This window comes from Ruegeria hyattellae, from assembly GCF_041537925.1.
Taxonomy (GTDB): domain Bacteria; phylum Pseudomonadota; class Alphaproteobacteria; order Rhodobacterales; family Rhodobacteraceae; genus Ruegeria_C.
Genome location: NZ_JBGOSH010000013.1, coordinates 1 through 25,597 on the forward strand (window position 1 = coordinate 1; position 25,597 = coordinate 25,597).

Sequence of the window (25,597 nt, forward strand, 5' to 3'; positions counted from 1 at the left end):
GGATGTCTTTGACGACCCGTTCGGCCGCCGGTTTGTCGGTTCCAACTTTCAGTCTCATCTTCACTCCTTGACGGTTCAGATGAGCCAGAAACCTTCCGTTATGCAAATACTCTAATCAGGCCCAAAGGTGCTGATCACGGACACAACAAGGTCGCCAGAGAGGTACTTTCAACGCAGAGAAACCAAGCGAGTTTCCACACACCCTCAGCCCAAAGCGAACGCGTTTCACGGTGCCAGCTCAGCTGCAATCTCGCCAAATCCGGCGTCCCGCAACTGACCTTCCAATCGCGCCAAAATAGTTTTGTCACGAAATAGTTCTTGCCCGCGAAGATAGTCGAATCCCAATGCCGGATCGACTGCAAGCGCCTCACGAATAACCTCTTTTGAGTTTGCAAGATCACCAGTGGCCACAAGGCTCGCGGCAAGGTAGTACCGTGACCGCCGTGTTTGATGCTGAAGTTGACGGGCCTCGGCGATTATTTGTTTATAGTTTTCAAGCGCATAGTGTGCGGACAAGCGTTCCTCGACGATATAGACCGGGACAAATGGATCGAGCTCTTGCGCATGTTCCAAACGCTCCAAACCCTTTTCTGGGTCACCGCAAAATATATGGATCGCTGCACACCGGCCAATCAAGTACGCATCATGTGGCGCAAGTGAAACCGATAATTCAGCGTGATAGATCGCCTTTTCGTATTCTTCATATTCCAGCCACATCCAACCAAGGATTCTACTAGCTTCAGGATCGTTGGGGTCCGCCAGGTAGGCCTTTAGGACAGAATTATTCGCCTTTTCCTTATCGAAATCAGGTAGGTCGGACCAGGCGCAGGCCAGCATAGCCCTTGGCCGGTTGAAACTCGGATCTGCTTCGATTGACTTGCTCAACCATTCGACAGCTTTCCTTGAATGCTCCGTTGTGATCCCGCCAAGCCGATGATGCCAAATACCCCGCAGGTAATATTCATAGGCCGTCATGTTTTCCGGGCGTTTGAGACGCGCCGCCTCGATTTCACGTCTCTCGATTTTTCCCGCGATCCGAGCAACCACCTTCGCCACGACGTCGTCGAGAATGTCGAGCAAATCAGAAAAACCGACCGAAAATTGCTCGGACCAAATTACCCTGCCGGTATCCGTCTCAGACAGCGAGAAGTTCAGGCGCGCATCGTCCCCCATCTTTCGGAATGAACCTGAAAGGACGAAGCCGACACCCAACTCTTTGCCGATCTCGACCGCGTCGTGGTCACCGATCGCAAAAAGTGTCGTGCGCGAGCTGACGTTCACCCGATGCGTTCGACTCAACTCTAGTATCAAATCCTCAGTCAACCCCTCGGACCAAATTTCATCATCTGATCCCGATGGCCCAATAAATTTGATCGGCGCCACTGCTAGCGAGCAACTTCGTTTGGGCATCTCGGCGGAGTCGTTTGCATAAACCGCCAAGAACGGCTGCCGGATCATGGGCCTTTCGATGCGGTAAAGTGTCAGTCCGAGCCGCGTATTCTCGGGCGCAACCTCTTCGAAAAAGTAAGGAGAATTTCGGCGAACGATCCCGAACAAACGGGCGCTTACTTGAATTTCGCCCGCAGGTGTCACCGATAGGGCCTCTTCAAGCTCTGCAAGATCGCCCGACGAGTAGGCCACACCTGGTTCATCGGTTTTGCCCTGGTGAATTGCAAACGCGGCTTTGTTAGCGGCTTTGCCACTATTGTCACGCGATTTAGATCGCGCATCAACGCATGCACGCATAGCGGCTTCTGCCGTCTCGAATGCAAACCAAATGTTGCTGTCTGGGAGTTGTAGCTGCGACCCGTTCCACTTTGAAAATGCCTCTTGGATTGTCGGGGCCTGGTCTGGCTCCGTGCGCACCAAGACCATGAACGATTTGGTAGCCAACCCTAAATCCAACGACCGGCCTGGTACAGCATTTCTGCGCCGCCGCGCTTCCTCCCAAAGGGATATGGTCTGAGCATCAGGCGCGACGTCGAGGTGCTGGTTCAAAAGCGTGCGGCATTTTTCGAATTGCCGAATTGCGGCATCAAATTTGCCCCGCACTATCTGCAACCTTATTAATCCGCGATGCGCATTTTCGTCCGTCGGTATTTGCCGCAACAGCATCCCCAAACGCGCTGCCGCAAGATCGAAGCGCTGTTCTGCTTCGGCCTCATCTGCAAGTTCTCGCAGTCGAACCGAGACCTGATCGCGCATGCGTTCGCGTTCGACCGACAGCCAAGTGTCGAATTCCGCGTCGCCCAATGACATGCCTTCTAGGAATTCAAGGCTTTGGTCCTGATCCTGTTTAACGACCTCAGAAAGCAATGCGTCAATTTGATCGCAGTCCAAGTGCAGGCTGCTCGTTCGAACCATTACTGACTCGGATGTGGTGGCGAGAACCATTTCGGCAAGGTCATCAAGTGCCGACCGCAAAACCGCGAGCGCCTGGCGCAGGCTGGAACGCGCCTGTGTTTCGGATCGATCACCCCAAAACATCCCGATGAGCGTTTGTCTAGGCACCGCCACGTCACTTCGCGTCACAAGATAGGCAAACATAGCCCGGACTTTGCGCGGCAGTTCTATTTCTTCGGCATTATCGCGTGTTACTTTCATCGGCCCCAAGAGCCGGACAAAAACAAGCTGCGCCTCGGAGGCCGCTGAGTTGATTTCTTGGTCGGGCATCAAAAAACGCTCCTTCGAACTCAACCGAAAGTTAGCTCATGCGATCCCGCCCGTCCAATCCGGGCGAAAACGGCCAAGGCCGTCATTCGGCAGGTGTCATTGGATTTGGAGCTGACGGCGCGATTGTCTTTGTGGGCGCATGGGCTCCTAACCGCAACGCAAGCAATTTTTTGACCGCACTCAAAAGCGTCGGAAGCCTTGTTTGCCACCGTCTCTGCGACAGCACGTCGGCGCGCAACTCGTCCATACTCAAAGCATCCATTTCAAACAATGCCGGCGTTATGCCCGCGCGAAGATGCCTTGTGCGAACGCGACTAAGTTCTTTGTGGGTGTCATAGAGCATTTGTTCGGCCTCCTTGGTTTCCCAACTTGAGAGAACATTGCCGGGCAGGTGTTAGGTCGCAGTACAGAGGGCCGTTATTTTCCCGTTATTTCATGCAAGGGTGAATGTCCGTATCGTCTCGCGATATGTGAGTTCGACAGGCCTCCTATCTCGCCGGTGCAGCGAATGTCGGCAAAGCGGGCTGCGCCCGCAGCATCTCGGTTGGCTGCTGGATGTCGGCTGTGGGCCGTCTTGATACATGTGAATAACATCTGCCGCCCGGATGCCGCGCTCGGTCCGATGGCCGTGGCGAGCCCACAGCAAAAGTGTTGAATTCTCGCTGCGTGCGCTCGCGGCAGGAAATTCGTCGCAGATGCGAGAATTTCAGCGCCGCCACGTGGCGGCCGGACTGGCCGTTCGAGCTGGCCGCAGCAAGCGTTCGCACTCGAACTCACAGGTGGCGGACAAAGCCGATCTCGGCACGCCCTCAATCTCGCCAAATGGATGGTTCTATGGGGCGGTTACCTTTTCTAGAAGACAGATCCTAATACCACCAACGGGCGCCTGCGTGCCGCCGCAGCCAGCCTCCGATGCTGAAGTGATCGCGGTGAATCAGGAGCAGAAGCGCGACGAATGCGGCCATCGCCGCAAGAGCGATCACTGGGTTTCGGTTGATTGGAAAGCCGCGGTCGTTCAGAGCAAAGGGATCTAGGTAACGCTCCCATTGTCGGGTGATGGTAAAGAAATGCATCGCCGCAAGACTGCCATAGCTGAAAACACGAAAAACGCCCAGTGCTGCCAACACACAAAGTGCAATTTGAACGCCTCCCACGGCGTATATCTGGGCAAAGGACATCTCGATCCCGTCGATATTCTTGGCCAGGTTTTGATATTGCTGGGGCGTAATGATCTTGTGGACGGCCCAGAGAAACATGAACCACACGAGCCCTATGCGCAGGATAAAGACGGCGGCGGCGTCTTTGCGGTCATAAAACGTCATGATCACTCCTGCACTTGCAAAACTATGAAGCGACAGACCGTAGGCAGAGGCCATCCGAAATCGTCGCGGCAACAACAGATGGCACGCTGGAATGATTGGCGCAATGAACGAGCGCTTCCGACCATATCTATTGTCGGTGGTCGTAAGGGAAAAAAGGTCCGCCATGGGCTCAGAACCATCGAATGCCAGCGCAGAATGCGTCGACCTTCAGACCTCCCTGGAGCGGGCGTTCGCGAACAGGGCCATACTCTTGATTCTACGCCGTTTGGTTCGATCCGCAGTCATTCGCAGTTCAGCAGCCGTAGTTCGTGTCACCGGCAGCGAAATCGGGCTCTGAGCCCAGAATGACCGATGCCGCACTCTGTATGAGCGTCAGCTTTGGGTCGGGCTCTGATCTTGTCGCGTTGAGGCTTCTTCGAGACGTGTCTTAAGATGGCCAACAACATTTTGCGCTGTCGCAATATCATCTGGCGACAGGCCTTCCGAGAGTTCATTCACCCATGGAATTTGCCGCGCATTCGCGGCTTCGTACAGCTTCCTTCCCTTTTGGGTCAGAACAACAAGATGCGCGCGTTTGTGTTGCGGGTTTGGCTGAAACTCGACGACGCCCTCTCTTTTCAACTCGTTGACAATCCGTTGAACGCCCTGCCGGTGAACACCCATGGTCCGTGCATGCCAGGCAACGGATTCCGGTCGATCAGAATAGGCAATGGCGCCAAGGATCTGCCATCGGGCACTTGTCAGGCCGAGTTCTAACACGAGGCGATCACCGGCAAGCTGCAGTCGACCGTTCAGCCGAAACACATCGAGTATCAGCGCTGTCACGGCTTCTCCATCCTCGGTCCTTCGTTCATCCGACATGTCGATCCCTTATTTTATTTGACAACATATTGTCATTGTGCTTGATGCCTCCCAAATATGACAACGTGACACCAAACTGAAATGACTTTCAAGGAGTAACGAAATGGTCAGTTTCAAACCCCTCGACCTCGAGTTTCCCATTGAACGGCAATTGGGCATCGATGCCGGACCCGTCGTGCTCGTCAATCTCTTCACAGTCGATCCCGTTGACCAAGACGCCTTGGTAGAAGCCTGGAAAAGCGATGCCCAATGGATGAAAAAGCAGCTGGGTTACATCAGCACTCAACTGCATAAAGCCGTTGGCGACGGCAGCATGTACCTGAACTACGCGGTCTGGGAGTCTGTTGCAGACTTCCGCGCCGCGTTTTCAAACCCCGAGTTTCAGCAGCAGCTCAGCCACTATCCCTCAAGCGCTGTGACAGCACCCCACCTGTTCGAGAAGATTGCCGTGCCGAATTGCTGCACGGCCTGACGAATCCCTTCTAAAAAACCAATTTGAGAGAACCGAAATGAAAATAAAGATTCACGCCATCGCGGGCGGCATCGGCTTTGTGATGATCCTCCTATTCTGGACATCAACGGCCACCAGCGAACTCTTTGCGAGCCATGAAACAGTCGCAAACGTCAAGGCATTGATCCTGAAAGGCATGTTCATTCTCATCCCGGCTATGGCCATTGCTGGCGGATCGGGCATGGCTATGGGCCGGAAGCGCAAGGATGTGCTGACGAGAGCGAAGAAGACCCGCATGCCTGTCATTGCGCTGAACGGTTTGCTGATCCTCCTACCGGCTGCCTGGTTTCTGGCTGGCAAGGCCGCCGCTGGCGAATTTGATAGCACATTTTATACGGTTCAGATGGTTGAGTTGATCGCCGGGGCAGCCAACCTCACCATGATGGGACTGAACATTCGTGATGGCTTGCGAATGACCGGTAAAATTCGGCGGTCGCGCTGAAGAGGTGGTTCCAACCCAAGCTCTGGCCAATATTGCCGACATTCGAGCAAACGCAGCGAAAGCACGCTTTGTCCGCGTTGTGTGAGTTCAGGTTCAGCACCGCGAATGACGGCTGTTCATGAACAGAGCAATTCCCGAGCCTTCAGCTCGTGACCGGGCTCTATCCGGACGCCGGCTACATCGGCGCCCGGGCGGAAACAGGATGACGCATTCTGGCTTTGTCGCAAAATTTGGTCGGCAGGTTGCACCTTCGCCCGGTTTAATCCATCTGGTGCTTGGTCTGTAACGCTATTTGGGAATGTCCGGTGATCGACTTCAAAGGTGCGCACTACCCAAGATCTGTGATCCTGTTTGCGGTTTATTTCTACGTTCGCTATGGGGTCTCGTACCGCGACCTGGAAGAGATCATGGCCGAACGTGGTATGTCGGTTGATCATCCTACTCTGAACCGCTAGGTCGTGAAATATTTATCCGAGGCTGCTCGCGTGGCGCAGAAAAGGAAGGCCAATACGGCTGACTCTTGGCGTATGTATGAGACCATATTAAGGTCCTTGGCGAATGGGTGTACCTGTATCGTGCCGTAGATCGCGACGGACAAACCCTTGATTTCATGCTTTCCGAGAAGCGCGCCACCAAGGCTGCAAAGAAATTCTTCGCCAATGCTTTGTGCACCAATGGCCTCCCGAAACGGATCACCATTGACAATAGCAGAAGCAACGCGGCCGGGATCAAGGAAGACAACAAGATATTCAAGCGATTGCAGATACCGGTTAAGATCGACACCGTTCGCTCGAAGTACCTAAACAACATTATCGAGCAGGACCACCGGTTCATCAAGCGGCTCACGAGGCCGATGCTCGGCTTCAAAAGCTACGTCTCAGCAGCAGGGGCACTTGCAGGAATCGAGACCGCCAACATGATCCGGAAGGGGCAGCTTGGGCCTTCGACAAACGGATTCCGTCAATTCGCAGAGCTCGCAGGATAAACTCGCCCAGTCAAAGCGATAGCTTCGAACCACGCTAAAGTTTGCGACAAAGCCCGTCGTCTGAAATGACGGGGTATAGGGCGAATTCGCCTCATTCATAATCCGTGCAACACGGTCACCTGGATCATAAAATGTAAGCTACATTCGGCCCGTGAGAATCTTTGCCAAGTCTGGTTCCGCTCTTTGGGTTTGTTCAAGGTCAAGTGAATTCTGAACATGAAGGATGTGGTGACGTATGGAGTCCTCAGCCGCTTGTGGTTGGCCGTTGGCGATAGCGTCAATGATCGAAGTGTGTTCGTCATCGGGACAGGTGGAACCGCGGTTTGAACCGAACAATGCGACAATCAGTGATGTGCGAGTCACCAACTCGCGCAACACGCGGGTCAGGACCGAATTATTATGGCAGCGCGCCAACTCGACGTGAAACGCTCCGGAAAGTCGGATCATCTCGGTACGGTCGTTGTTCTTTCGCGCAACTTCTTCCTTCTCGACATGCGCGCGCAAGGATTGAATACCTTCGTGACTGATGCCGCGTGCCAGTTCCTGCACGATTCCTGTTTCAATCATCAACCGGGCAACAAAGACTTCACGGGCCTCATCAGCACTAGGGCAGGCGACATAGGCTCCGCGATTCGAACGGAGGTCGACGATCCCCTGACTGCTGAGCAACAGCAAGGCGCGGCGCACACGCATGCGTCCGACACCGAAAGTTTCGCACAATGCCAGCTCGCTCAGCTTGGTTCTGGGCGCCAACTTTTGTTCCATGACTGCTGAATAAATCCGGTCGACGATCATTTGTTCGTCAGGATCGGTTCGCAGAGTGTCAAGCTTCTCTTCAGCTTTGTTTTTCATCTCGTTCCATACCGATGGAAATGGCCTGAAAATTGTTAATAGCTGCAAGGTGTTCTTATGACAATATATCGGATTTGTGTTGACAATATCAACAACTGTGCTGGCAAAAAATGTTGACAAAGATTGTTAACAATGCAGAACTTGAGCTGTTCACCGGGATTCGACCTGTGAAACAGTCTACCTTTCCAAGCGTCCGAAAGAGGCGCCGAGACCTCAATAGGGAGGAAATAATGAAACGCAGAAACTTGATGAAATCATCGGCTGCTTTGGCTCTGGCCGCATCCATCTTTGGATCGGTCGCTTGGGCGGAAAACCCGGTGCTGAAGATAGGCTTTGTCGGAGTTACGTCTGGCCCGGCTGCGGCCTGGGGCATCTCCAATCAACGCTCGATGGAAGCGCGAGCCGACTGGATCAACGAAACCGGTGGATACAAGATCGGTGACACCGTTTATGATATAGAGATTGTGTCTTTCGATGATCAGAAAGACCCCAAGCGGGCAATTGCCGGTATGGAAAAAATGGCGCAAGAGGGCATTCATTACGTGGTAGGGCCCAATGTGGATGATGGCGCCGCAGCGGTGCGCCCCGTCGCAGAAGCGCAGGGGATCATGTATTTTCCGTATGCCTTCCCAAAAGAGCTTTATACGGCCCCTGCGTCGAATGCGGTTCTTGGCATGGTCGCAAACTATCAGTCAGGCCCTGCGATCTATAAGTACTTGAAGGACGAAAAGGGTGTAAAAACCGTGGCGTTCGTTGCCGCGAACGAATCCGATCCGCTGAGCCAACGGGATGGCGGCGTCGCAGCGGCCAAGTCTCTGGGGCTTGAGGTTGTGTCGGACAATGTCACATACCAGGTGGACACGACAGATTTTACTCCGGTGTTGACCCCCGTCATGCGCACACAACCCGACCTCCTTGTGCTGTCTGGCGTCTCTCCGGCCAACGCGCCACAGCTGATCCGATCGGCGCGTGAACTTGGGTTCCAGGGCGTCATCTCGACCGAAACCGCGCAGGATGCGACGGTTCTGCGCGAAGGCGCAGGGGATTTGGCCAACGGGTTCATTTCTGTCGGTGGTGCCTCAACGCCCGAGATTGCATCCGATGACATGAAGGAGTTCGTCAAGCGATATACCGATTTGTTCGGCGAATATAATGACGAGTCTAACACCAAGGTCTATGCGCTTGAATACATTCTGGCGACGCTTAATGCCAACCCAGCCGGTATTGACGACGTCGCTGCGTTTCAGACGACCATGGATACGTTCGAAGCGCCCAATCCCTTTATGAAGGGCGATGCCAAGATGCGGTATGTGGGTTCAACTTCGTTCGGGCAAAAGCGTCAGATCGCCGTTCCGCTGGTGGTGAATGTTTATCAGGACGGTGCGTTTGAAACGCTCTTCGTCGCCGAAGTCGACTGAGGCAATACACTCAATCAAGGCGACAGCCTACCGAGCCACCTACTCACCCGGGCTGACAATCAGCCCGGGACACCCGAACCTTACGCGGGACACTCATGGAACAGATACTAGCAAATGGCATCTATCTGGGCGCGCAATATGCGATGATTGCCCTAGGACTGACGCTGATATTCGCCCTTATGAATGTACTGAATTTTGCCCATGGGCAGATGTATGTTCTTGGCGGCTTTGTCACCTATACCTTTTATGGGCAACTTGGTTGGCCATTCGTACTTGCGCTGCTGGCGTCTTGCATCACGCTTGCCGTACTCGGCGCGCTGATTGAACGGTTCCTGTTTGCACCGGTCATACGACGATCTTCCCGCGAGGAAAGCACGATGTTGCTGGCGGCGGGGCTGGCGTTCTTGTTCGATGCGGTAATCTTGCTGGTCTTTGGCGAGAAACAACGCGGTGTTCCTAAGATCGTCGACGGCGTCTTCAATTGGGACTTCAGGCTGATCATGCCATATGACCGCATCTTGATCTGCGTTCTGGCTATTTTGTCGATCGTCTCATTCATCCTGTTCATGCAATATTCCAGAACCGGCCGCGCCCTGCGTGCGCTGGCCCAAGACCGCACGGCCGCGCAGCTGATGGGGGTCAATGTCGCTCGCTATTCGATGATCGGCTTCGCCCTAGGCGCAATGCTGGCGGGTCTGGTCGGAGGGTTGCTGGTGACCATCACAGGGGTCAATTTGGGGATGGGCGGACCAACCTCGATCAAGGCTTTCATGATGGTGATGATCGGTGGAGCGGGCGTGATTTCCGGCGCGATCGCCGGTGGTATCATCCTCGGCTTTTTGGAAGCCATCGGTTTGGCCGTCCTCTCGCAATATGGCGACATCACCTATCTGCTGATTTTCGTATCGCTGATGATTTTCCTGGCCATTCGACCGCAGGGGTTGATGGGCAAGCCGTGGGGATAATGCAGTGCCTAAACTTAACATGATCCAATGGGCCAGTCTGGCGGTGTTTGTATTGGCAATCTTCGCTGTGGTGCCTGCGCTTATCGCAGCCCTTGGCCGGACCGATCTATATTACACCCTCACAGCAGTTGCGTTGTTGTCAATCGCCAGCGCAGGTGTTTGGCTGACTTTCTATATCGGTCGTATCAATATCGGTCAGGGTGCCTTTGCCCTGATTGGGGCCTATGTCTCTGCCATTCTGGTGACTAAGGCGGGCATGTCTTTCTGGCTGTCCTTGCCGCTGGCCGGGTTGTTCGCTGCCGCCGTGGCGATTGTGATCGGCGTTCCGATCCTGAGATTGCGCGGCGTATATTTCGCCATGATCTCGCTGGTGCTGACGCAGGTGGTCACACTGACAACGTTGGCCCTGCCAATCACCAACGGGGCAAAGGGTATCACATCGATCCCGCTGCCTGGAGGCGTGTCGATCTTGGGTCTGACACTGATCCCAGATTTTGCAACGCTTGAGAACCCGAGACTAGCTTTCTACTACGCTGCCTGTGTGCTGATGGTGCTGACCTTCGCGGCCATGTACCGGCTGGTCAACTCGCGCCTCGGGCATCTGTGCCGGTCAATGCAGCAGAACGAGGAACTGGCCAGTTCGATCGGTGTTAATATCTCGTATATCCGCGTCATCGTCTTTGCGATTTCATCCTTTCTGGGCGGCATTGGCGGGGCTATGTTTGGCTCGATCGCGCAATCGGTTTATCCATCCAGTTTTCAGGTCGCTGACAGTGTGAATTTCATGCTGAACTGTTTCCTTGGTGGGCTTGGCTATGTGTTTGGTCCGATGCTTGGCACGTTGGTTCTGTATTTCGGCTGGGACCTGCTGTTCGAACTCGGTCGCTTCCAGTTGCTGGCCTATTCCAGCATGCTAATCATCCTGATGCTGTTTTTGCCCAATGGGCTGCTCAGCCTGCGGTTGCCCGGCAGGAAAGGAGCGGGCAAATGAGCCATCTTCTGGAAGTCCGCCATGTTACCAAGAAATTCGGAGGATTGACCGCCAACAGCGACATTTCATTCAACGTCAATGAAAACGAGATTCTGTCGGTGATCGGGCCAAACGGGGCGGGTAAGAGCACCCTGTTCAAGATGATCTCCTCTTTCCTGCCCACAACGACGGGTGAGGTGCTGTACAAGGGCGAGAGAATCTCGAACCTGAAACCACACGTGGTGGCGCGCAAGGGTGTGGTTCGCACGTTCCAGGAAACGACGATCTTTAAGTCAATGACAGTGCGCGAAAGCATCATCGTGGCCCAACACCTGCGGGCCAGAGCCTCGTTGGCGGGGTATTTCTGGGGCACCAGGACCGCGCATGAGGATGTCGACAGCTTCGGGCAATATGCCGATGATCTGATCGAATTCCTGGGCATGACAGAGATCGCCAATGAACAGGCGTCGAACCTGCCGCAAGGCAACCTGCGGGCGCTGGGGATCGCCATTGGTCTGGCCACTGATCCCAAGGTACTGCTGTTGGATGAGCCATTTGCCGGAATGAACCACGATGAGACCATGAAAATGGTCAATCTGGTGCGCAAAGTGCGGGATGACCGGGGTGTCACCGTAATGCTGGTGGAACACGACATGCCAGCGGTGATGAATATTTCCGACCGGATTGTCGTCCTTAACTTTGGTGAGATGATCGCCGAGGGCACGCCAGAAGAAATCCAGAACAACGAAAAGGTTATCGAAGCCTATCTGGGCAGCGAAGATGACGAGATCGGGATCTGAGCCATGACAAAGATGTTAGATTTCAAAGACGTCGAGCTCTACTACGATCACGTCTATGCGCTGAAAGGCGTGTCGCTCGAACTGAAGCAAGGCGAAACGGTGGCTCTGATCGGTGCCAATGGCGCGGGCAAAAGCTCGATCCTGCGGGCGATCACCGGGTTGGCCAAAATCAAATCCGGTTCGGTCGCGTTTGAGGGTGAATACATCGCCGGCACAAACCCGGCCGAGATCGTCTCGAAGGGCATCGCCATGGTGCCGGAAGGGCGGCGCGTGTTTCCTTATATGTCGGTGAAAGACAACCTGCTGATGGGGGCCTTTACCCGCTCGGACAAGGCTGATGTTCAGAGCACACTGGATTCAGTTTTGGAAAGATTTCCGCGTCTGAAGGAGCGTTATTCCCAATCTGCGGGAACCTTGTCGGGTGGCGAACAGCAGATGATGGTTATTGGCCGGGCGCTGATGGCCAAGCCCCGGCTGCTGCTGCTGGATGAGCCTTCGCTGGGGATTGCTCCCAAGCTGGTGCAAGACATTGCTCGGTCTATCGTGGCAATCAACCGCGACGAAGGCGTGTCGGTTCTGTTGGTCGAGCAGAACTCGCGTATGGCGTTGTCGATTTCGCACCGCGCCTATGCGTTGACCACTGGAAATGTGGTGATCTCGGGCAATTCAAAAGAGCTTTTGACCGATCCCCGGATCAAGGCCGCCTATCTGGGCGGAGAAGTGTGAGGATGCTGTGAAACTGCTTGTAGTCAATCCCAACACCACCAGTTCCATGACACGCAAGATAGAGGCGGCGGCCCGCACTGTTGCAGACCCTGAAACCGAGATTGTTGCCGTCAACTCGCAGGACGGTCCGGCCAGTATTCAGGGCTATCTGGACGTCTCAATATGTCTGCCCGGCCTGTTGGATGTGGTCAAGCAATACCCGGATGTCGATGGGATCGTCGTGGCCTGCTTCGACGACACCGGTGTCGATGCCGTGCGTTGCGTCACCTCAGCCCCGGTCATCGGGGTTGGCGAGGCCGCGTATCACGCGGCCTCGATGATCAGCCCGAAATTCAGCGTCATTACCACATTGTCCCGCTCACTTGCAGGGTTAGAGGCGAACCTGTTGCGCTACGGTCTTGACCGCCGCTGTGTTCGGGTTCGCGCGTCAGACGTGCCGGTTCTGATGCTTGAGGAGAATGATCCCAAAACTGTCGACAAAATCAGAACTGAAATACGGGCTGCGATTGACGAAGATAGGGCTGAAGCCATTGTTCTGGGTTGTGCTGGCATGACGGATCTGATGACGAACCTGTCCGAAGAATTCGGCCTGCCCATTGTCGATGGCGTTGCTTGTGCCGTGGCTTTTGTCGAAGCCCTGGTCAAAGCCAAACTGACAACATCAAAACTGTGTTCTTATTCCTAAAAGGGTGCCGCAGGGCTCTGTCGCATTGTTTGGCGTTGATCGACTGTGTTGCGTGGATCAGGCAAGAGGCTAATTTGCCCCATACCCCAACACTTTAGAAGGCGCGTTCATACTCCGCAAAACCGAGACCAGTCATGCGGTTGAGCGCCTTTGATGCGATTTTCGCCTCGCCAATTTGATTGTCAGAACCACGCGCTTGCAGGCGATCGCCGATAACCTGTTTCCACCTGCCGATCTGGGCTTCAACCCGCGATCTCTCGTTGTATCCTGTCTTCGTTTGCCAGTGCATTCTGCCATGTCTAGCGATAGCATTGATGTGTTGATTGCGCTGTGCATTCTCGCCGTGAATCGCGTTCTTCGGAGGAGGAGGAGTAATGATCTCGGTATTGCCAAGTTTTTCCGGCGGAGAGATCTCGCTAGGTCGCGCTTATGCACATCCCAACGATTATGCCGGGCCTGAAGGGTTTTCGCTTTCCTCGTGAGATCATTGCCTATGCGGTTTGGGCTTACCATCGCTTTGCGTTGAGCACAGCTGACGTCGCGGATCTGTTGGCTTCTAGGGGCGTGATCTTCAGCCGGGAAACAGTCCGGCTTTGGGCCAATCGCTTCGGTCGCCACTTTGCAGGTTGCATCCGCCGTGATCGTCCGCTGCCACACGACAAGTGGCACATGGACGAGGCTGTGATCATAATGCGCGGCAAGAAGCACTGGCTGTGGCGCGCGCTCGCCGCAAATGGCGATGTGCTCGACATTCTCGTGCAAACGCGTCGAAGCGCCAAAGCCGCAAAGCGCTTATTCAAAGGACTGGTTGCCTAATTTGGCGAACCCAGGGTCGTCATCACCGACAAATTGCGCAGCTATATCAAGCCAATCAAAACACTGGCACCGGTCGTTGACCGTCGCGCTCACAAAAGTCTAAACAACGCAATCGAGGTGTCGCACCGACCGACCCGAAAACGAGAGAAGATAACGGGCCGGTTCAAGTCTCATCGGCAGGCTCAGAGATTTCTGTCTGCGCATGACCAGATCAACCTGATTTTCCGCCCCCGCCGATACCAACTCACTGCAACCTCATACCGCCACGCTCGCTCTGATGCGTTTAAACTCTGGGGCGACTACACCGCCGAAATGGCAGCCTGAACCTGCCTTTGCCATTGCCTGACAAGCTCACGTCAACAACTTGGCAATACCAGTTCGATTAATGATGGCCAACCGGTCAAACGTGGCAGGCGTACTTGACGCCTGTTTCTATTGGTCCAGAGGTTCCGGTGTCGGCGATTTGCGCATAAGCGCCCAGCGGTTAAGCCACGCCAGACCCGCCAGAGCCAATCCAAGCGCCAGTAGTGAAAAAACCCGGATCAGCCCTCCCAGACCGGAAATGTCGATCAGAAACACCTTCGCCACAGCAAGCCCGATTACCGCCAGCCCAGCCTTGCGCATCATATCGGATTGCCGAGCCAGAGACTGGTAGAACAGCAGCCCCCCGATGGCCAGCAATGTCATCGTGTAAGTGTAAAGCTCGGGCTGACTGACGCCGTTGCCAAAAAACATGCCCGGGGCGCCCTGCCAGAAATGACGAATGACAAGAACAAGCCAAAGGGCGGACAATGCCAGCGCACCGACTTGGCAAACATGCTTCAATTTCCGGGGCATCGACCCAATTCGCCATACGGCGAACCCGACGACGGAAGCCGGGATCAGATAGGCTACTGTCAACGTGTTAAAAACTGCAGGACCAAGAACCGGAGCCGTCGTGTATTCAAACAGCGGATTGGCTACGGACAAGGCAACCAGCAATGCTGCAGCACCGGTACATCCGAAAACTACGGCAAGAAAAATGCGGAATGTCTTTAACGCTCCACCCAGTTCCAGCCTCCGCACCTGAGCGAATGCAAGAACCAGCCAGATTACCGATGCCAGACCAAGACCCCAGTGGCTGTCTTCCGCACCAACCTCTCCGACGCTCTCCAGCCACCGCAGGAGCAGCAGCGACAAAAGAATGCCCGCAGTCGACCATGCCGCGCTTTCCAGCATCAGACGGGCCTTGGGGCGCGCCAAAGGACGCAAGAGCCACAAGGACAGAACAAGACCCGCCAAAGTGCCGCAATAGGCCAGCAGCATTTCCGGCAACGGCGCCAAACTGGCCCAGTCCAATCCCGGATCCACGACCAGACGGAAACCAAGGGTCGCGATACCCACCGCGATAAACCAGCTCATCGGGGGCAACGAGAATTTGCGGTCAAGCGCAGCTGCTACCGACACGGTCACCGCCATCGCGACGGTTAAAGCGGCAGAGCTGAGGACGATGATGCAAGCGAACGCAAGGCAGGACAGGGCCGACAGGGTTACCAGCGCCGCCCGCATCCGATCCTCACCGTCCACGCGCGCAAAACGCTCCGCCAGAAGGACCATCAGCGCCCCGAGCATCAGCGCGTGCAGCGCCCAGAGATATGCCCCGATGACTTCGGGAGGCCGCCAGCTGACCTCCAGCACAATGGCCATTGCAGGCGCCAGGACCGCCGCTGCTCCGGCCCAGACCGCGGCATATCGCCCACCGCGGAAGGAACGCCATGCGGCCACAAGAGAAAGCACCGCACCAAGCGCCGCCAAAATCGTAACAGCCATTGGATAATCTGCTTCGTTCGTCTCAGAATACGTCGCAGCAAATCTGCGGTAGAGGACACCGCCAAAGCCCTGATGATATACCAGCCAAAGCAACCCGGCAGCCGGGAAGATTGTAGCGTCCTGCAAGGCGCTCGCGCCGCTGGCCCATGTCATCAACGCAATCGTTAGCCCGCCCAAAAGCAAAGCATACAGCCAGAACATCGCCTCTGATCCCACCCAGTGAGTACTTACAATAGCCGAACTGGTCAGGACCGCGGCAAAGGCCAGCCGGGTGGGAAACTCGGGCCACGGATCGCCGGCCTTGCGGCGGACCACTTCGGTCAGCATCCTGCCGTCATGCCTCGGGAAGAGGCTGCGGGCAGGAATCGTGATCGCGGCTGCGGCAATTGCCACCAGATAAGCCACGAACCCTGCATCGCTTGAGGGGGACGACAAAACCACCAATCCTGCTGCGGCATAGGCACCAAACAAACTCAGCACCGAAACCCAGGCCCACTTACGCACGGTATCGATTCCAAGGCCAAGCAATGTGGCGATCAGGAAATAGGCATAAAGCCAAGAAGGATCTTCCGAGGACCCGCCCACCAAAAATGGCGCGCCGAAGGCCCCAATCAATCCGACCGCTGCCTGCAGGGGCCCATGATACCAACCCAGAACCACCCCCATCAGAGCAATCGCGACCATTGCGCCAAGCGCTGTTTCGGGTCCGATCAGACCGTACATCTGCCGTGCCGCGAGAATGCCACCAAACAATGTGACAAGCCCTGCGCCCGAAAAGACGGACGGAAGATAGGCCGTTGCCGAGTTTTCATCATCTCCGAAACGGCGGCGCACGACCTCACCCGCGATGATCAGCAGCGTTCCAAAAACCAGTGCGGCGGCAACGCGCGCCGTCGGTGGCAACAATCCGTTTTCGACCCCGTATTGCACAAGGAAAATGCCCGCTAGCGCTAAGGAAAGGGCGGAAACGGCATAAAACCAATTCTCCCGCAGCCAGAGTCCCAGGGCCTGCAATCGATCCTGCCGGAACACGACAGCGCGCGGTGTCGGCGGGCGAACGCCCTCATCCCGATCGGTTTTTTGGGTTGAGACACTAGACGGCTCTTTCGTCGCGGCACGCGTGTGCGCCCACGGCGCAGACCGGCGCATACTCTTGTCCGGTTCTGAGGTCCGCCTGGCTGGCGCGGCCTGCCTGGCCAAATCTGATCGGGTATCGGACCGGTCCGAGGACGTGGGTTCCCGCTCAATTTCAGTCAGCTGTCTTTCCAGATTGTCCACGCGCCGCCGCAGGCGGGACTGCCCCACGAGCAAGACGACAATCGTAACGGGAATTGCCACAACAATCAGACCGACAAGAACAAGCACCGGTTCCATAGAAAACCTCCAGATGAATTGCCGGAATGCGGCTTTGTTGCAAATTTTTGGCGTGTTTCAAAGCTTTCGCTTTGACTGGGTGGAGTTATCCAGCGAGCTCTGCAAATTGACGGAATCCGCTTGTCTAAAGTCCGAGCTGGCCCTTACGAATCATGTTGGCGGTCTCGATGCCCGCAAGTGTCGCTGCAGCTGAGACGACGCTTTTGAAGCCGAGCATCGGCCTCGTGAGCCGTTTGATGAAACGGTGATCCTGCTCGATCATGTTGTTGACCTCTTTGATCCCGGCTGTGTTGGTTCTGCTTTTGTCAATGGTGATCCGCTTCAGTATGCCATTGTTGCACAAAGCATTGGCGAAGAATTTCTTTGCAGCCTTGGTGTCTCGCTCCGCTGACAGCATGAAATCAAGGGTTTTCCCGTCGCGATTTACTACACGATACAGGTACACCCATTCACCACGCACCGTAAAATAGATCTCATCGATGCGCCAAAAGTCAGCGGTGTTGTCCTTCCGTTTCTGCGCCTCGTAGGCGGCCTCGGGTGAATACTTCAGGACCCAGCGGTTCAGCGACGCATGATTAACCGACACATCACGTTCTGCCATGATCTTTTCCAGGTCGCGGTATGAGACGCCGTACCGGACTTAGATATAGACCGCGAACAGAATCACCGATTGCGGATAGCGCACACATTTGAAGGAGATCATTGGCATTCCTAAACAATGTCGCAGTCAAACCACCAGTTGGATCAAACAACGCCAAGGTGTTACACGCCGGCCAAGGTTTGCGACAAAGCCATTCTGAGTAGTTCGCGACCCGATACTTTGCCTTGGGAAACTTGTGGCAACGGGCATCATTGAATTTGTCGGCCATCTACCGTCGCTCGCGTCAGAGGGAACGTTGGCGATACCGCGACCCAGCGATCCATGCAACACGGTCACGTCGATCCGTCTGTGGTTTCGCCATTTGTCAACATGACCCAATCAATTTGGGTTCCAGCCAGCAGCATACATACCTTTTGCGAGCTGTTCACTAAACTCCGGATTTTCGAACAAGCGTGAAAACAGGAGATCCACTCTTTGATTTGGCCAGTTGGTTTCGTATTTTCGAACAAGCTCACTAGCGCGACCTTCTTGGCCAAGGTATTGATTTGCAGCCATCATATACGCGACTGGCACTGGGCCCATTGGAGCCCCTTTTGCGATTGCTACTTCAAAATCTTTGATTGATTTGAGGTAATCTTCCATGTGAAAGTATGACGCCGCGCGCGCATTGCGGAACACGAACCCTGCATCACCGTCTGTTTGTGTAAGCATCTGAGATGTGTCATTGATAACACGCTCAAATTCCCCGGAATATAGAAATATTAGTGCGTTAAACTCCAGCACGTGCGGGTTTAGCGGATCAATTTGCCGTGCCTTATCGGACCACGACATAGCCTCATCGTAGTTGCCAGAGGCGAACTCAGCCCACGCACGTGCCGAAATTGCCCAAGCAGAGGTCGGTGAACGATCCAGCGCCATTTTCGAAAGAGATTTGGATTGACCAAGTAAACTCTCAGACTTAGCCTTGTCTGCTGTCAAAAGCGACATCAACCCCTGAACCTGCGAAGCGCCTGCGTATCCTCCTTCGTAGGTTTCATCTATCTGCATGGCGGACTCGAAAATCAACAAAGCGGCCTGAAGCCTGTCCGGATTGATTGCTGGGAAAATCAAATCGCGTCCCTGCTTAGCAAGATTGACGGATTGAAGTCGTTGAGGGGAAGTGTCGAACAACACGGTTCTGAGAACGGCCTCATCACCGGCGCCCCGAAATGAGGACAGTCTGGATTGATACTGCCAGATACCAATCGCTAAGAGAGCAATACCCACTAATGCACCACCGGGGGGGAGGTGCTTTCGGCGCTTTCGGTCAGCGCCCGTCGTTGAGTCCTCTCCGGGAATGCTAACCTGCACTGAGTGAAAAACCGGGATATATCTCCCTTTGGGCAGATCAATCCGCACCAAGGCGTCTAATCCCTCGCCTTCATAATACTCCTCCAGCTTTCTACGAATGCGACCAGCATCGACACGAACGACGCTTTCTCGCCGCTCAATCTCGTCAGGTTCGTACCCGTAGACGTCGAGGGCAATGGATTTCGCACGAATGAGGTCGCCCCTGCCTTGCAGTTCTTCCTCGACGACATAGCGAAGAAATCCGAGCAAGCGATCGGATCCTGAAAAACCGCTGGACAGGGCAAGCAACTCAAGAGCGGCTCGGGCATCTGCACCAGAAACAGCTTGGTCGGCTTTGGTATCTGGCGGCCTCTTCAAATTGGAAATCCCTTTGGGAACGGCAGGTTGCGCTGTTGATGCTACGGTAGCATGCGACAAGATACGTTTAAACAGCCTGCGGAAGTTCTCATGAATGCGCCATGTGGCGAATAAACCGGGCGCAGGCATTGAATAAACAGCATGAATTGGAGAAGTGCTTTGGATTGGACTCTTCGCGCATTCAAAAGTTACGAGGCCAAGATCCCATCCTCGAAGAACTCTTGTCTGACTATCTGACTTTGTCGCGCGATCTGGATACCGCCAAAAACAATTCTGACGCGGACGCAGAAAAATTCCTGAAGGACGCCAGAGAAAGCCTTCGTGCGCTTGAGCTGGAAATCAGAGAAAAACTTTCCTGTGCCACGCAGATAGCGAAACCTTAGAAAGGGAAGCGGATGAGAATACTAAGTTGGGCACTGCCTGCGCTACTATTGGGTTCTGCCGCGATGGCGCAGGGCAACCCAATCATTCACGACGGAGAGTTTGAGTTTCTGCGCGCGCAGTTTGGGGAACAATGGGATGCACAAGACGTCGAGATTGACGCCCGCCTAAAGGAAATCCGTGAGGCCAAAGGCGGTGCTCCAAACATTTTAAACATCCTGATCGACGATGTCAGTTTTGGGATGCTTGGCAACAGGGCAATGAACTACGTTACAGGGATCGACACACCCAACATCAACGGCTTGGCCGCTGACGGCATGTCGCTGATGCGGATGTACACAGAGCCGTCCTGCACCCCGACCCGAACTGCGATGCTGACGGGTCGACACCCGGTGCGCGCTGGCGTCGAAGAGGTAAAGGTTGCGCTGGTTGGTGAGGGTCTCGCTGCCGAAGAGGTGACGATTGCCGAGGTTCTCAAAGAAGCAGGCTACAACACCGCGCATGTCGGAAAATGGCATCAGGGGGATATCGAACAATCCTACCCGCATAACCAGGGCTTTGACTGGGCCGCCTTCCCGACACATCAGCAGGTACAGCTGTCGCTGATGACGCGCGAAGCCATGGAGGCCAACAACATGGTGGGCCTCGACCCATCGGGGCAGACAAACCCATTCGCGATTGATCAGCGTTTCAAACCATACGGGCTTGTCACAGGTCTGGAAGCCGAGGCAGACGGGCTTGCCCGCGAGGTCGACATGGCGCCGGGCGAGGTCTGGACACAATCCAAGTATCGCGACATGAATGAACGGTATCAGCGCCAAGCCATTGAGCAGCTGAACCGTCTGGCCGCAGAAGATGCGCCTTTCTTCTTGCAATACTGGCCGCTCTATCCGCTGAACTTCACCTACGACCAAGAACAGCAGACTTCGCGCAACGGCGGCTACATGGCTGAAAAGCTGGAGCTTCTGGACATTTGGCTTGGTGATCTATTCAACGAGGTTGAAAGGCTTGGCATTGCGGACAACACTATCGTCATGCTGATGTCTGACAACGGTATCTTCAACTACTACTCTCCTGCGCAATCTGGGTTTATGGAACTCATTTACCGCGGTGGGAAAACACAGCACCTTGAAGGCGGCGTAAGGACTGATGCTTTCATCCGTTGGCCCGGCGTAATTGAAGCAGGCAGTGCTGCCGGTGATATCGTTCACGTATCGGACTTGTTCACGACATTCGCCCGGCTTGGTGGAGCCACCGATTTTATTCCGCGTGACCGGGTCATCGATGGTGTTGATCAAACCGCCTTGCTGCTGGAAGGCGAAGGCAACTCGCGCCGTGATTACGTGTATGTGTATGAGGGTCCGGTCCTGCGGTCTGTGGTGAAACAGGAATTCAAGATGCACCTGCCGCCACCGGGACTGCCGGGCGCTGCGGCGGAAACATTCAATGTTCTGCGCGATCCACGCGAGGAAAGTTCACAGATTGGGATTGCGTTATGGGCCGGTGCATCCTTCCAGGACATGATCAAACGGCATGCAAAAACGATTGGCAAACATCCGCATTGGCCACTGGGTAAAGGTGTACCTTACGAAGGGATCGAAAACCTGCGCCCGGAAAGCGAACTGGCACGCGAAGTTTTCGCAAGTTGGCAATGACCGACCTTGATGGAGTGGATACCCCCGCTCTACGGCGTCGCAATGTGCCAGAATGGTGATGTATCACCAAGCACCGAGGAGGGTATCCAGGATCTGTCGCAAAGTTTGAAGTCTGCACGATTTGATCATTTGTTGCGCTCGAACTGGGGCAAATTCTGATCCTAATGTTCACAGATTGACGAATGGCCACCTCGTTTGCGACCAGCCAGTCAAACATTACCTGATTACGTTTGGGTTCGCGGCTTAAGGGCACAATTAGTTGCCACTTAGGTGCTTCTGATTTGCGCTGCTCGCCTCGCAGATCCACACACCGATCTGTTCGCTTTTCCCCCTTAAGTCCTGCATCCCGGCAAACTTCAGATTTGAAACCAGCGCTTGCTTGACCTTACCGTTCTGATTAATTGACTTAACCAGATCATCGCTGACCGCCAATGATGTGTTCAGCTTCCTGGTAAGAGTTTCTAATCTACTTGCAACATTTACCGTATCCCCAATGACACTGTACTCCAGTCGTCGCTGATTTCCTATGTCGCCAGAGATGACAGGACCGTAGTGAACTCCGATGCCAATGTGGACCGGGAGATGTCCATTTGCCTCTCTCTCCTCGTTCCATTTTTTTAGCGAGTTCAGCATATCGAAGGCGCAGTTAAGCGCGTTTTCAGCGTCATCAGAACCGGGTTCCGGCGTGCCAAAGGTCGCCATCAGTCCGTCGCCGAGGTATTTGTCCAGCGTTCCACCGTTCTCAAAAACGGCTTTGCCAAGCCGGTCATGATATTCTCGAAGGAAAGTGACAACCTCGCTCGGAGTATCGTTCTCACACATTGTGGTGAAACCTACGACGTCAACGAACATGACCGCCACGTCCTGCTCGCGGGCACCACCAAGCTCCCCTTCGGAGGTGCTGAGGCGGTCCACAACGTTCGGAGAAAAGTAGCGTGCGAGGCTGGCACGTGACCTTTCCGTGGTAATTCGACTTTCTACAAGCCGACGGGACCGGCGCACGACCGCGGCCAAGCCAGCGGTCACGAGAAGACATACGATGATCTCCTGCGCCCAGAATCCTAGATAGATAAAGTTCGGGTCTGAACGCGCTTGCAAAAAGTTCTCAACAGATCGCTCGGCAAGATCGAGATTGGTAAACGTGCCAGGTAGATGCAAGAACCAGGCGAGCATTCCGGTGCGCGCTACCACAATACAGAAGCCGCACCACAGGACGAGACTCGGACGGAAACTGAATGCGGCTTGCATCAGAAACAGGTAGAAATATGAGAACTGGCTGCCGTTCATTAGTATCGCCGGCGGCATATCCAATTCGGCGAACGGGCTTTGACTGCTGGTAACGAGCGCCAGCAAGGCACAGTCGACAGCGACAAAAACATACTTCGCTGTCCTACCCAGCCAACCATGCCTTGCACAGTAGAACTGAACTAGACCGAGAATGGCGAAAATCGCGATTTGCGATATATCATATAGAAAACTAAGTCCGCGGCTTTGTGTATCAACCGCAACCCAGATCAGGACGACGCAAAGAGCAAGCGTTCGAACCTTGGCAGCAAGCATCAAACCCTGCCGTTCGGCCTCGACGAACGTATCGTCGTTGCGTTGAGCAAGTCTAAGATTGACGTCTTCTTCCGCCAATCGATGCGTTGCGGGTTTCGGCGCCCCTATCACTCCAATACCCTCCAATAGTGCATATCATAATGGTCGAAGTGAATGCTGGGGTGTCCACTTGTTTGTTTGGTTTACCGATTACGGGGATGGTTGCGCGCTTGGCGCTCATTCCCCCGTTTGTAGTTGCCGGTTATCCGAGCCATTTCCTGCTGCTGGCTTTCGAAGTCCATGCCGTCCATGTCTTGCAGAAACCACCTTGCCTTGTCGCCCCTGAGCGTCGACGCAGTCTTGGCGCGATGTTCGACGATAACGTCGCCGTTCTTCGCGCGCCTGAAAGTGAATCCCAGATCGCTCATCATGCTACCCCTGCGCGGTTCCTTTGGCGCTTAGAGACAAGATAATCACTCAAGGGTCAAACCGATCCTGGGATTCTCGACTTCCAATTGAATGGCACCAGACAACTCAAGCCCAAGATCCCCTTTGGCCATCAGGCTAGAAGCCTGACAGAAAGAAGAAATCTAAGCGTACCTGTAGACCAGATCTCTTGGGTCTTCTCGTACGGCGTTTTCATCCAGTATACCGCCCAACCGTTCCGCAAGGCGACGCGAACGAAGGTTATCCGGATCAATATAACTGACGAGTGTCGGGGCGACATCCCAGCTACATGCCCAATCTCGCAGAGTTTGCGCAGCCTCAAACGCATAGCCTTTTCCTTCTGCATCAGCGTAGACAAACCAGCCAAGTTCGGTTTCTGGGAAAAGAGGTCCTGAATCGATACCAACCTGCCCCAGACAAGTTCCTGTATTCCTATCTTCCATCATCAGTGCTCCGTGCCCCATGAGGGCCACTGTGCGACGTCGTGGCAGAATATCCCCCAGGCAAGACGGGGCGATACTGGTCCGCCCATGAACTCTGAACGTTCTGAAGTCATGAGCGCCAGATAGCCGGACCAATCTTCCATTTTAGGCGGTCGAAGAAAAAGCCGTTCGGTTTTAAGTGTCGGAATTTCAATCACTTGTCGCCTATTTCTTTGAGAGTGCTGGACTATGGGGAGCTATGAGGTAAGCCGCCGCCAGTTTCCGTATCTCGGTTCCTTTAGTTAGAACTTGTAGGACATCCGAAGCGTAACTGAATCAGCCGTTATGTCGTCACCTGAGGTGTCATAAGTGTCCCGCAGGTATTCAAGACCAACCAGAATCCTGTCTGTTGCGCGGTACGTAACACCAACACCAGCAGAATAGCCGTCTTCGCTTAAGGACCCTCCATCGATATTCGCGTAGCCCACTACACCATAGAGATATGTTCGGCCAAAAACGTGCCCGCCTTTGAACTTCAGGCGTAACGTGCCAGCTTTTTCGGTTTCGTTTTCCGATACAAGTTCAGCCCCGGCATCATAGGTAACTTCGCCACCAAAAACGTAGCCGTCGAATTCGTGCAGATAGCCAACGTGCAAACCCAGAGCGCCATTTCCATTGTCGTTGTCACCGTCGGATAGGTCGACTGTTGATAGCTGCAAACCCGCGTTGAAGCCGGTCCAACTCTCATCTGCGTAGGACTGCGTCGGCACCAAGACGGCAAGTGTGATCATCGAGATAGCTTTCATCATATCGGTCCGTTCTCGTTCTTCGTGTGGAAAGGACATCTGATCGCTGACCAATTGGGCTGGTCAGCGGAGATGGTTTTCTGAGATGGAGAGGATGTTGAAATTTCTGCTGCCCCTTTTTAGTTCAGCAGTGATCCAACAGTCTGATCATAGGATAGGTTTCGGCTTGCTGTTCATTTGAAGCAGTTTTCCTGATTTGTCGTAACGCGCAGTAACTAGAACGCGACGCGCGTGGGCTACTTCCAATGGACCTCCGACGACCTCCCAGAGCCCAAAAGTAAAGAGATCCAACGTACCATGACCTGCCGCGCGAGCCAGGTTTGACTTTGTCCGGGGTTCCACGTCATAGATTGCGACCCAATCGCCATTGGTTTGTTGTTTTAGCGTTTCTGGTGAACCCAACTGTCGTTCGACGTTAAAGCGGGTCGCTTCCCGGCTGACGACGCTCAGATCTGGACCATCACTGCCTGTTGCAGCCATGTTTGCGGCGCATCCACTTAGCGTGACGCCAATCGAGAGCGCGACAATTGCTGAGCGCACGTGTCGGATAGAGCCGGCAATAAACTCGAGCAACTCGTGAATACCTGATAGGCGTGACACCTGGCGTAGCTCGGACGGAGAAACATATTCAGAAGTGAGAACGTACATGGTCTTGGTTCCTGGTTTATGGGCACAATTCAACCGGACCCGCAAAGCGATGTGGCTCGCGGAATTGGGCTGCGTCAGCGCATCGTCTTGTTCGGGTGGCAGGCGAATGGCATTGCTCTGCCGGGTGAGTCGGAGTACAAACCGACCGTGGGTCTGTATTTACAAACCGCCGGTCGGTTTGC

At 54.5% G+C, this 25,597-nt stretch carries 22 protein-coding genes and 3 pseudogenes; 12 read left to right on the forward strand and 13 right to left on the reverse strand.

Going from position 1 to position 25,597, the window contains the following annotated elements:
* Positions 1-225: 225 nt before the first annotated feature.
* From AB1E33_RS22990 to AB1E33_RS23005, 4 genes are all read right to left on the reverse strand, one after another.
* The gene (locus tag AB1E33_RS22990) at positions 226-2,673 is read right to left on the reverse strand and encodes a BTAD domain-containing putative transcriptional regulator (protein ID WP_372579582.1); all 2,448 of its coding nucleotides are present in this window, start codon (positions 2,671-2,673) and stop codon (positions 226-228) included.
* Positions 2,674-2,755: 82 nt separating this feature from the next.
* Positions 2,756-3,016, reverse strand: coding sequence for a hypothetical protein (locus tag AB1E33_RS22995; RefSeq protein ID WP_372579583.1), 261 nt, complete (start codon positions 3,014-3,016; stop codon positions 2,756-2,758).
* Positions 3,017-3,539: 523 nt separating this feature from the next.
* Positions 3,540-4,160, reverse strand: coding sequence for a hypothetical protein (locus AB1E33_RS23000; protein WP_372579584.1), 621 nt, complete (start codon positions 4,158-4,160; stop codon positions 3,540-3,542).
* Positions 4,161-4,367: 207 nt separating this feature from the next.
* Positions 4,368-4,820, reverse strand: coding sequence for a MarR family winged helix-turn-helix transcriptional regulator (locus AB1E33_RS23005; protein ID WP_372579585.1), 453 nt, complete (start codon positions 4,818-4,820; stop codon positions 4,368-4,370).
* Positions 4,821-4,959: 139 nt separating this feature from the next.
* On the opposite strand from AB1E33_RS23005, the gene AB1E33_RS23010 reads away from it, so the two are divergent.
* From AB1E33_RS23010 to AB1E33_RS23020, 3 genes and pseudogenes are all read left to right on the forward strand, one after another.
* Positions 4,960-5,328 carry an antibiotic biosynthesis monooxygenase family protein gene (locus AB1E33_RS23010; RefSeq protein WP_372579586.1) on the forward strand — a complete coding sequence of 123 codons (369 nt, stop codon included), beginning with the start codon at positions 4,960-4,962 and terminating at the stop codon, positions 5,326-5,328.
* Complete coding sequence (locus AB1E33_RS23015) at positions 5,300-5,809, forward strand: hypothetical protein (RefSeq protein ID WP_372579587.1); 510 nt, start codon at positions 5,300-5,302, stop codon at positions 5,807-5,809. Before AB1E33_RS23010 ends, AB1E33_RS23015 begins: the two co-directional genes overlap by 29 nt.
* 305 nt (positions 5,810-6,114) lie before the next feature.
* Positions 6,115-6,794 (forward strand): annotated as a pseudogene (locus AB1E33_RS23020) (IS6 family transposase).
* 138 nt (positions 6,795-6,932) lie between these two features.
* Here the strand turns inward: AB1E33_RS23020 and AB1E33_RS23025 are convergent.
* On the reverse strand, positions 6,933-7,766 hold the full coding sequence (locus AB1E33_RS23025) for a GntR family transcriptional regulator (protein ID WP_372579588.1): 834 nt from the start codon (positions 7,764-7,766) through the stop codon (positions 6,933-6,935).
* A 110-nt stretch (positions 7,767-7,876) separates the two neighbouring features.
* Between AB1E33_RS23025 and AB1E33_RS23030 the strand changes: the two genes are divergently transcribed.
* The 7 genes and pseudogenes from AB1E33_RS23030 to AB1E33_RS23060 all read left to right on the forward strand — a co-directional run bounded on the left by AB1E33_RS23030 (position 7,877) and on the right by AB1E33_RS23060 (position 14,350).
* Positions 7,877-9,064 carry an ABC transporter substrate-binding protein gene (locus tag AB1E33_RS23030; RefSeq protein WP_372579589.1) on the forward strand — a complete coding sequence of 396 codons (1,188 nt, stop codon included), beginning with the start codon at positions 7,877-7,879 and terminating at the stop codon, positions 9,062-9,064.
* A 95-nt stretch (positions 9,065-9,159) separates the two neighbouring features.
* On the forward strand, positions 9,160-10,029 hold the full coding sequence (locus AB1E33_RS23035; RefSeq protein ID WP_372579590.1) for a branched-chain amino acid ABC transporter permease: 870 nt from the start codon (positions 9,160-9,162) through the stop codon (positions 10,027-10,029).
* Positions 10,030-10,048: 19 nt separating this feature from the next.
* The gene (locus AB1E33_RS23040; protein ID WP_372579720.1) at positions 10,049-11,020 is read left to right on the forward strand and encodes a branched-chain amino acid ABC transporter permease; all 972 of its coding nucleotides are present in this window, start codon (positions 10,049-10,051) and stop codon (positions 11,018-11,020) included.
* On the forward strand, positions 11,017-11,799 hold the full coding sequence (locus AB1E33_RS23045; protein ID WP_372579591.1) for an ABC transporter ATP-binding protein: 783 nt from the start codon (positions 11,017-11,019) through the stop codon (positions 11,797-11,799). Before AB1E33_RS23040 ends, AB1E33_RS23045 begins: the two co-directional genes overlap by 4 nt.
* Before the next feature lie 3 nt (positions 11,800-11,802).
* Positions 11,803-12,525, forward strand: coding sequence for an ABC transporter ATP-binding protein (locus AB1E33_RS23050; RefSeq protein WP_445758221.1), 723 nt, complete (start codon positions 11,803-11,805; stop codon positions 12,523-12,525).
* A gap of 7 nt (positions 12,526-12,532) precedes the next feature.
* Positions 12,533-13,210 (forward strand): aspartate/glutamate racemase family protein, encoded by a 678-nt coding sequence (locus AB1E33_RS23055; protein ID WP_372579592.1) that lies wholly within the window; start codon positions 12,533-12,535, stop codon positions 13,208-13,210.
* Between the two features lie 429 nt (positions 13,211-13,639).
* A pseudogene (locus AB1E33_RS23060) lies at positions 13,640-14,350 on the forward strand (IS6 family transposase).
* A 108-nt stretch (positions 14,351-14,458) separates the two neighbouring features.
* Here AB1E33_RS23060 and AB1E33_RS23065 read toward each other — a convergent pair.
* From AB1E33_RS23065 to AB1E33_RS23075, 3 genes and pseudogenes are all read right to left on the reverse strand, one after another.
* A complete protein-coding gene (locus tag AB1E33_RS23065) occupies positions 14,459-17,209 on the reverse strand; it encodes a DUF2339 domain-containing protein (protein WP_372579593.1) in 2,751 nt (916 codons plus the stop codon).
* Positions 17,210-17,333: 124 nt separating this feature from the next.
* Positions 17,334-17,912: pseudogene (locus AB1E33_RS23070) on the reverse strand (IS6 family transposase).
* A 276-nt stretch (positions 17,913-18,188) separates the two neighbouring features.
* Positions 18,189-19,646: a tetratricopeptide repeat protein gene (locus tag AB1E33_RS23075; protein ID WP_372579594.1), complete on the reverse strand. Its 1,458-nt coding sequence runs from the start codon at positions 19,644-19,646 to the stop codon at positions 18,189-18,191.
* Between AB1E33_RS23075 and AB1E33_RS23080 the strand changes: the two genes are divergently transcribed.
* Positions 19,646-19,900: a hypothetical protein gene (locus AB1E33_RS23080; RefSeq protein ID WP_372579595.1), complete on the forward strand. Its 255-nt coding sequence runs from the start codon at positions 19,646-19,648 to the stop codon at positions 19,898-19,900. The genes AB1E33_RS23075 and AB1E33_RS23080 overlap by 1 nt on opposite strands.
* Positions 19,901-19,912: 12 nt before the next feature.
* Positions 19,913-21,553, forward strand: coding sequence for a sulfatase-like hydrolase/transferase (locus AB1E33_RS23085; protein ID WP_372579596.1), 1,641 nt, complete (start codon positions 19,913-19,915; stop codon positions 21,551-21,553).
* 255 nt (positions 21,554-21,808) lie between these two features.
* On the opposite strand, the gene AB1E33_RS23090 is transcribed toward AB1E33_RS23085, so the two are convergent.
* From AB1E33_RS23090 to AB1E33_RS23110, 5 genes are all read right to left on the reverse strand, one after another.
* Complete coding sequence (locus tag AB1E33_RS23090) at positions 21,809-23,191, reverse strand: adenylate/guanylate cyclase domain-containing protein (protein WP_372579597.1); 1,383 nt, start codon at positions 23,189-23,191, stop codon at positions 21,809-21,811.
* Positions 23,192-23,295: 104 nt separating this feature from the next.
* Positions 23,296-23,523: a hypothetical protein gene (locus tag AB1E33_RS23095; protein ID WP_372579598.1), complete on the reverse strand. Its 228-nt coding sequence runs from the start codon at positions 23,521-23,523 to the stop codon at positions 23,296-23,298.
* A gap of 159 nt (positions 23,524-23,682) precedes the next feature.
* Entirely contained in the window at positions 23,683-23,985 is a 303-nt protein-coding gene (locus AB1E33_RS23100; protein WP_372579599.1) for a GNAT family N-acetyltransferase, read from the reverse strand.
* A 278-nt stretch (positions 23,986-24,263) separates the two neighbouring features.
* The gene (locus AB1E33_RS23105; RefSeq protein WP_372579600.1) at positions 24,264-24,770 is read right to left on the reverse strand and encodes an outer membrane protein; all 507 of its coding nucleotides are present in this window, start codon (positions 24,768-24,770) and stop codon (positions 24,264-24,266) included.
* A 144-nt stretch (positions 24,771-24,914) separates the two neighbouring features.
* Positions 24,915-25,415 (reverse strand): hypothetical protein, encoded by a 501-nt coding sequence (locus AB1E33_RS23110; protein ID WP_372579601.1) that lies wholly within the window; start codon positions 25,413-25,415, stop codon positions 24,915-24,917.
* Positions 25,416-25,597: the final 182 nt, after the last annotated feature.

What these genes read in the sequence shown, in the direction of transcription:
- AB1E33_RS22990 (WP_372579582.1), bottom strand. Translation starts at nt 2,673, where the DNA reads ATGCCCGACCAAGAAATCAACTCAGCGGCCTCCGAGGCGCAGCTTGTT.
- AB1E33_RS22995 (WP_372579583.1), bottom strand. Translation starts at nt 3,016, where the DNA reads ATGCTCTATGACACCCACAAAGAACTTAGTCGCGTTCGCACAAGGCAT.
- AB1E33_RS23000 (WP_372579584.1), bottom strand. Translation starts at nt 4,160, where the DNA reads ATGGCGGACCTTTTTTCCCTTACGACCACCGACAATAGATATGGTCGG.
- AB1E33_RS23010 (WP_372579586.1), top strand. Translation starts at nt 4,960, where the DNA reads ATGGTCAGTTTCAAACCCCTCGACCTCGAGTTTCCCATTGAACGGCAA.
- AB1E33_RS23030 (WP_372579589.1), top strand. Translation starts at nt 7,877, where the DNA reads ATGAAACGCAGAAACTTGATGAAATCATCGGCTGCTTTGGCTCTGGCC.
- AB1E33_RS23035 (WP_372579590.1), top strand. Translation starts at nt 9,160, where the DNA reads ATGGAACAGATACTAGCAAATGGCATCTATCTGGGCGCGCAATATGCG.
- AB1E33_RS23040 (WP_372579720.1), top strand. Translation starts at nt 10,049, where the DNA reads ATGATCCAATGGGCCAGTCTGGCGGTGTTTGTATTGGCAATCTTCGCT.
- AB1E33_RS23045 (WP_372579591.1), top strand. Translation starts at nt 11,017, where the DNA reads ATGAGCCATCTTCTGGAAGTCCGCCATGTTACCAAGAAATTCGGAGGA.
- AB1E33_RS23050 (WP_445758221.1), top strand. Translation starts at nt 11,803, where the DNA reads ATGACAAAGATGTTAGATTTCAAAGACGTCGAGCTCTACTACGATCAC.
- AB1E33_RS23065 (WP_372579593.1), bottom strand. Translation starts at nt 17,209, where the DNA reads ATGGAACCGGTGCTTGTTCTTGTCGGTCTGATTGTTGTGGCAATTCCC.
- AB1E33_RS23075 (WP_372579594.1), bottom strand. Translation starts at nt 19,646, where the DNA reads ATGCCTGCGCCCGGTTTATTCGCCACATGGCGCATTCATGAGAACTTC.
- AB1E33_RS23085 (WP_372579596.1), top strand. Translation starts at nt 19,913, where the DNA reads ATGAGAATACTAAGTTGGGCACTGCCTGCGCTACTATTGGGTTCTGCC.
- AB1E33_RS23095 (WP_372579598.1), bottom strand. Translation starts at nt 23,523, where the DNA reads ATGATGAGCGATCTGGGATTCACTTTCAGGCGCGCGAAGAACGGCGAC.
- AB1E33_RS23100 (WP_372579599.1), bottom strand. Translation starts at nt 23,985, where the DNA reads ATGATGGAAGATAGGAATACAGGAACTTGTCTGGGGCAGGTTGGTATC.
- AB1E33_RS23105 (WP_372579600.1), bottom strand. Translation starts at nt 24,770, where the DNA reads ATGATGAAAGCTATCTCGATGATCACACTTGCCGTCTTGGTGCCGACG.
- AB1E33_RS23110 (WP_372579601.1), bottom strand. Translation starts at nt 25,415, where the DNA reads ATGTACGTTCTCACTTCTGAATATGTTTCTCCGTCCGAGCTACGCCAG.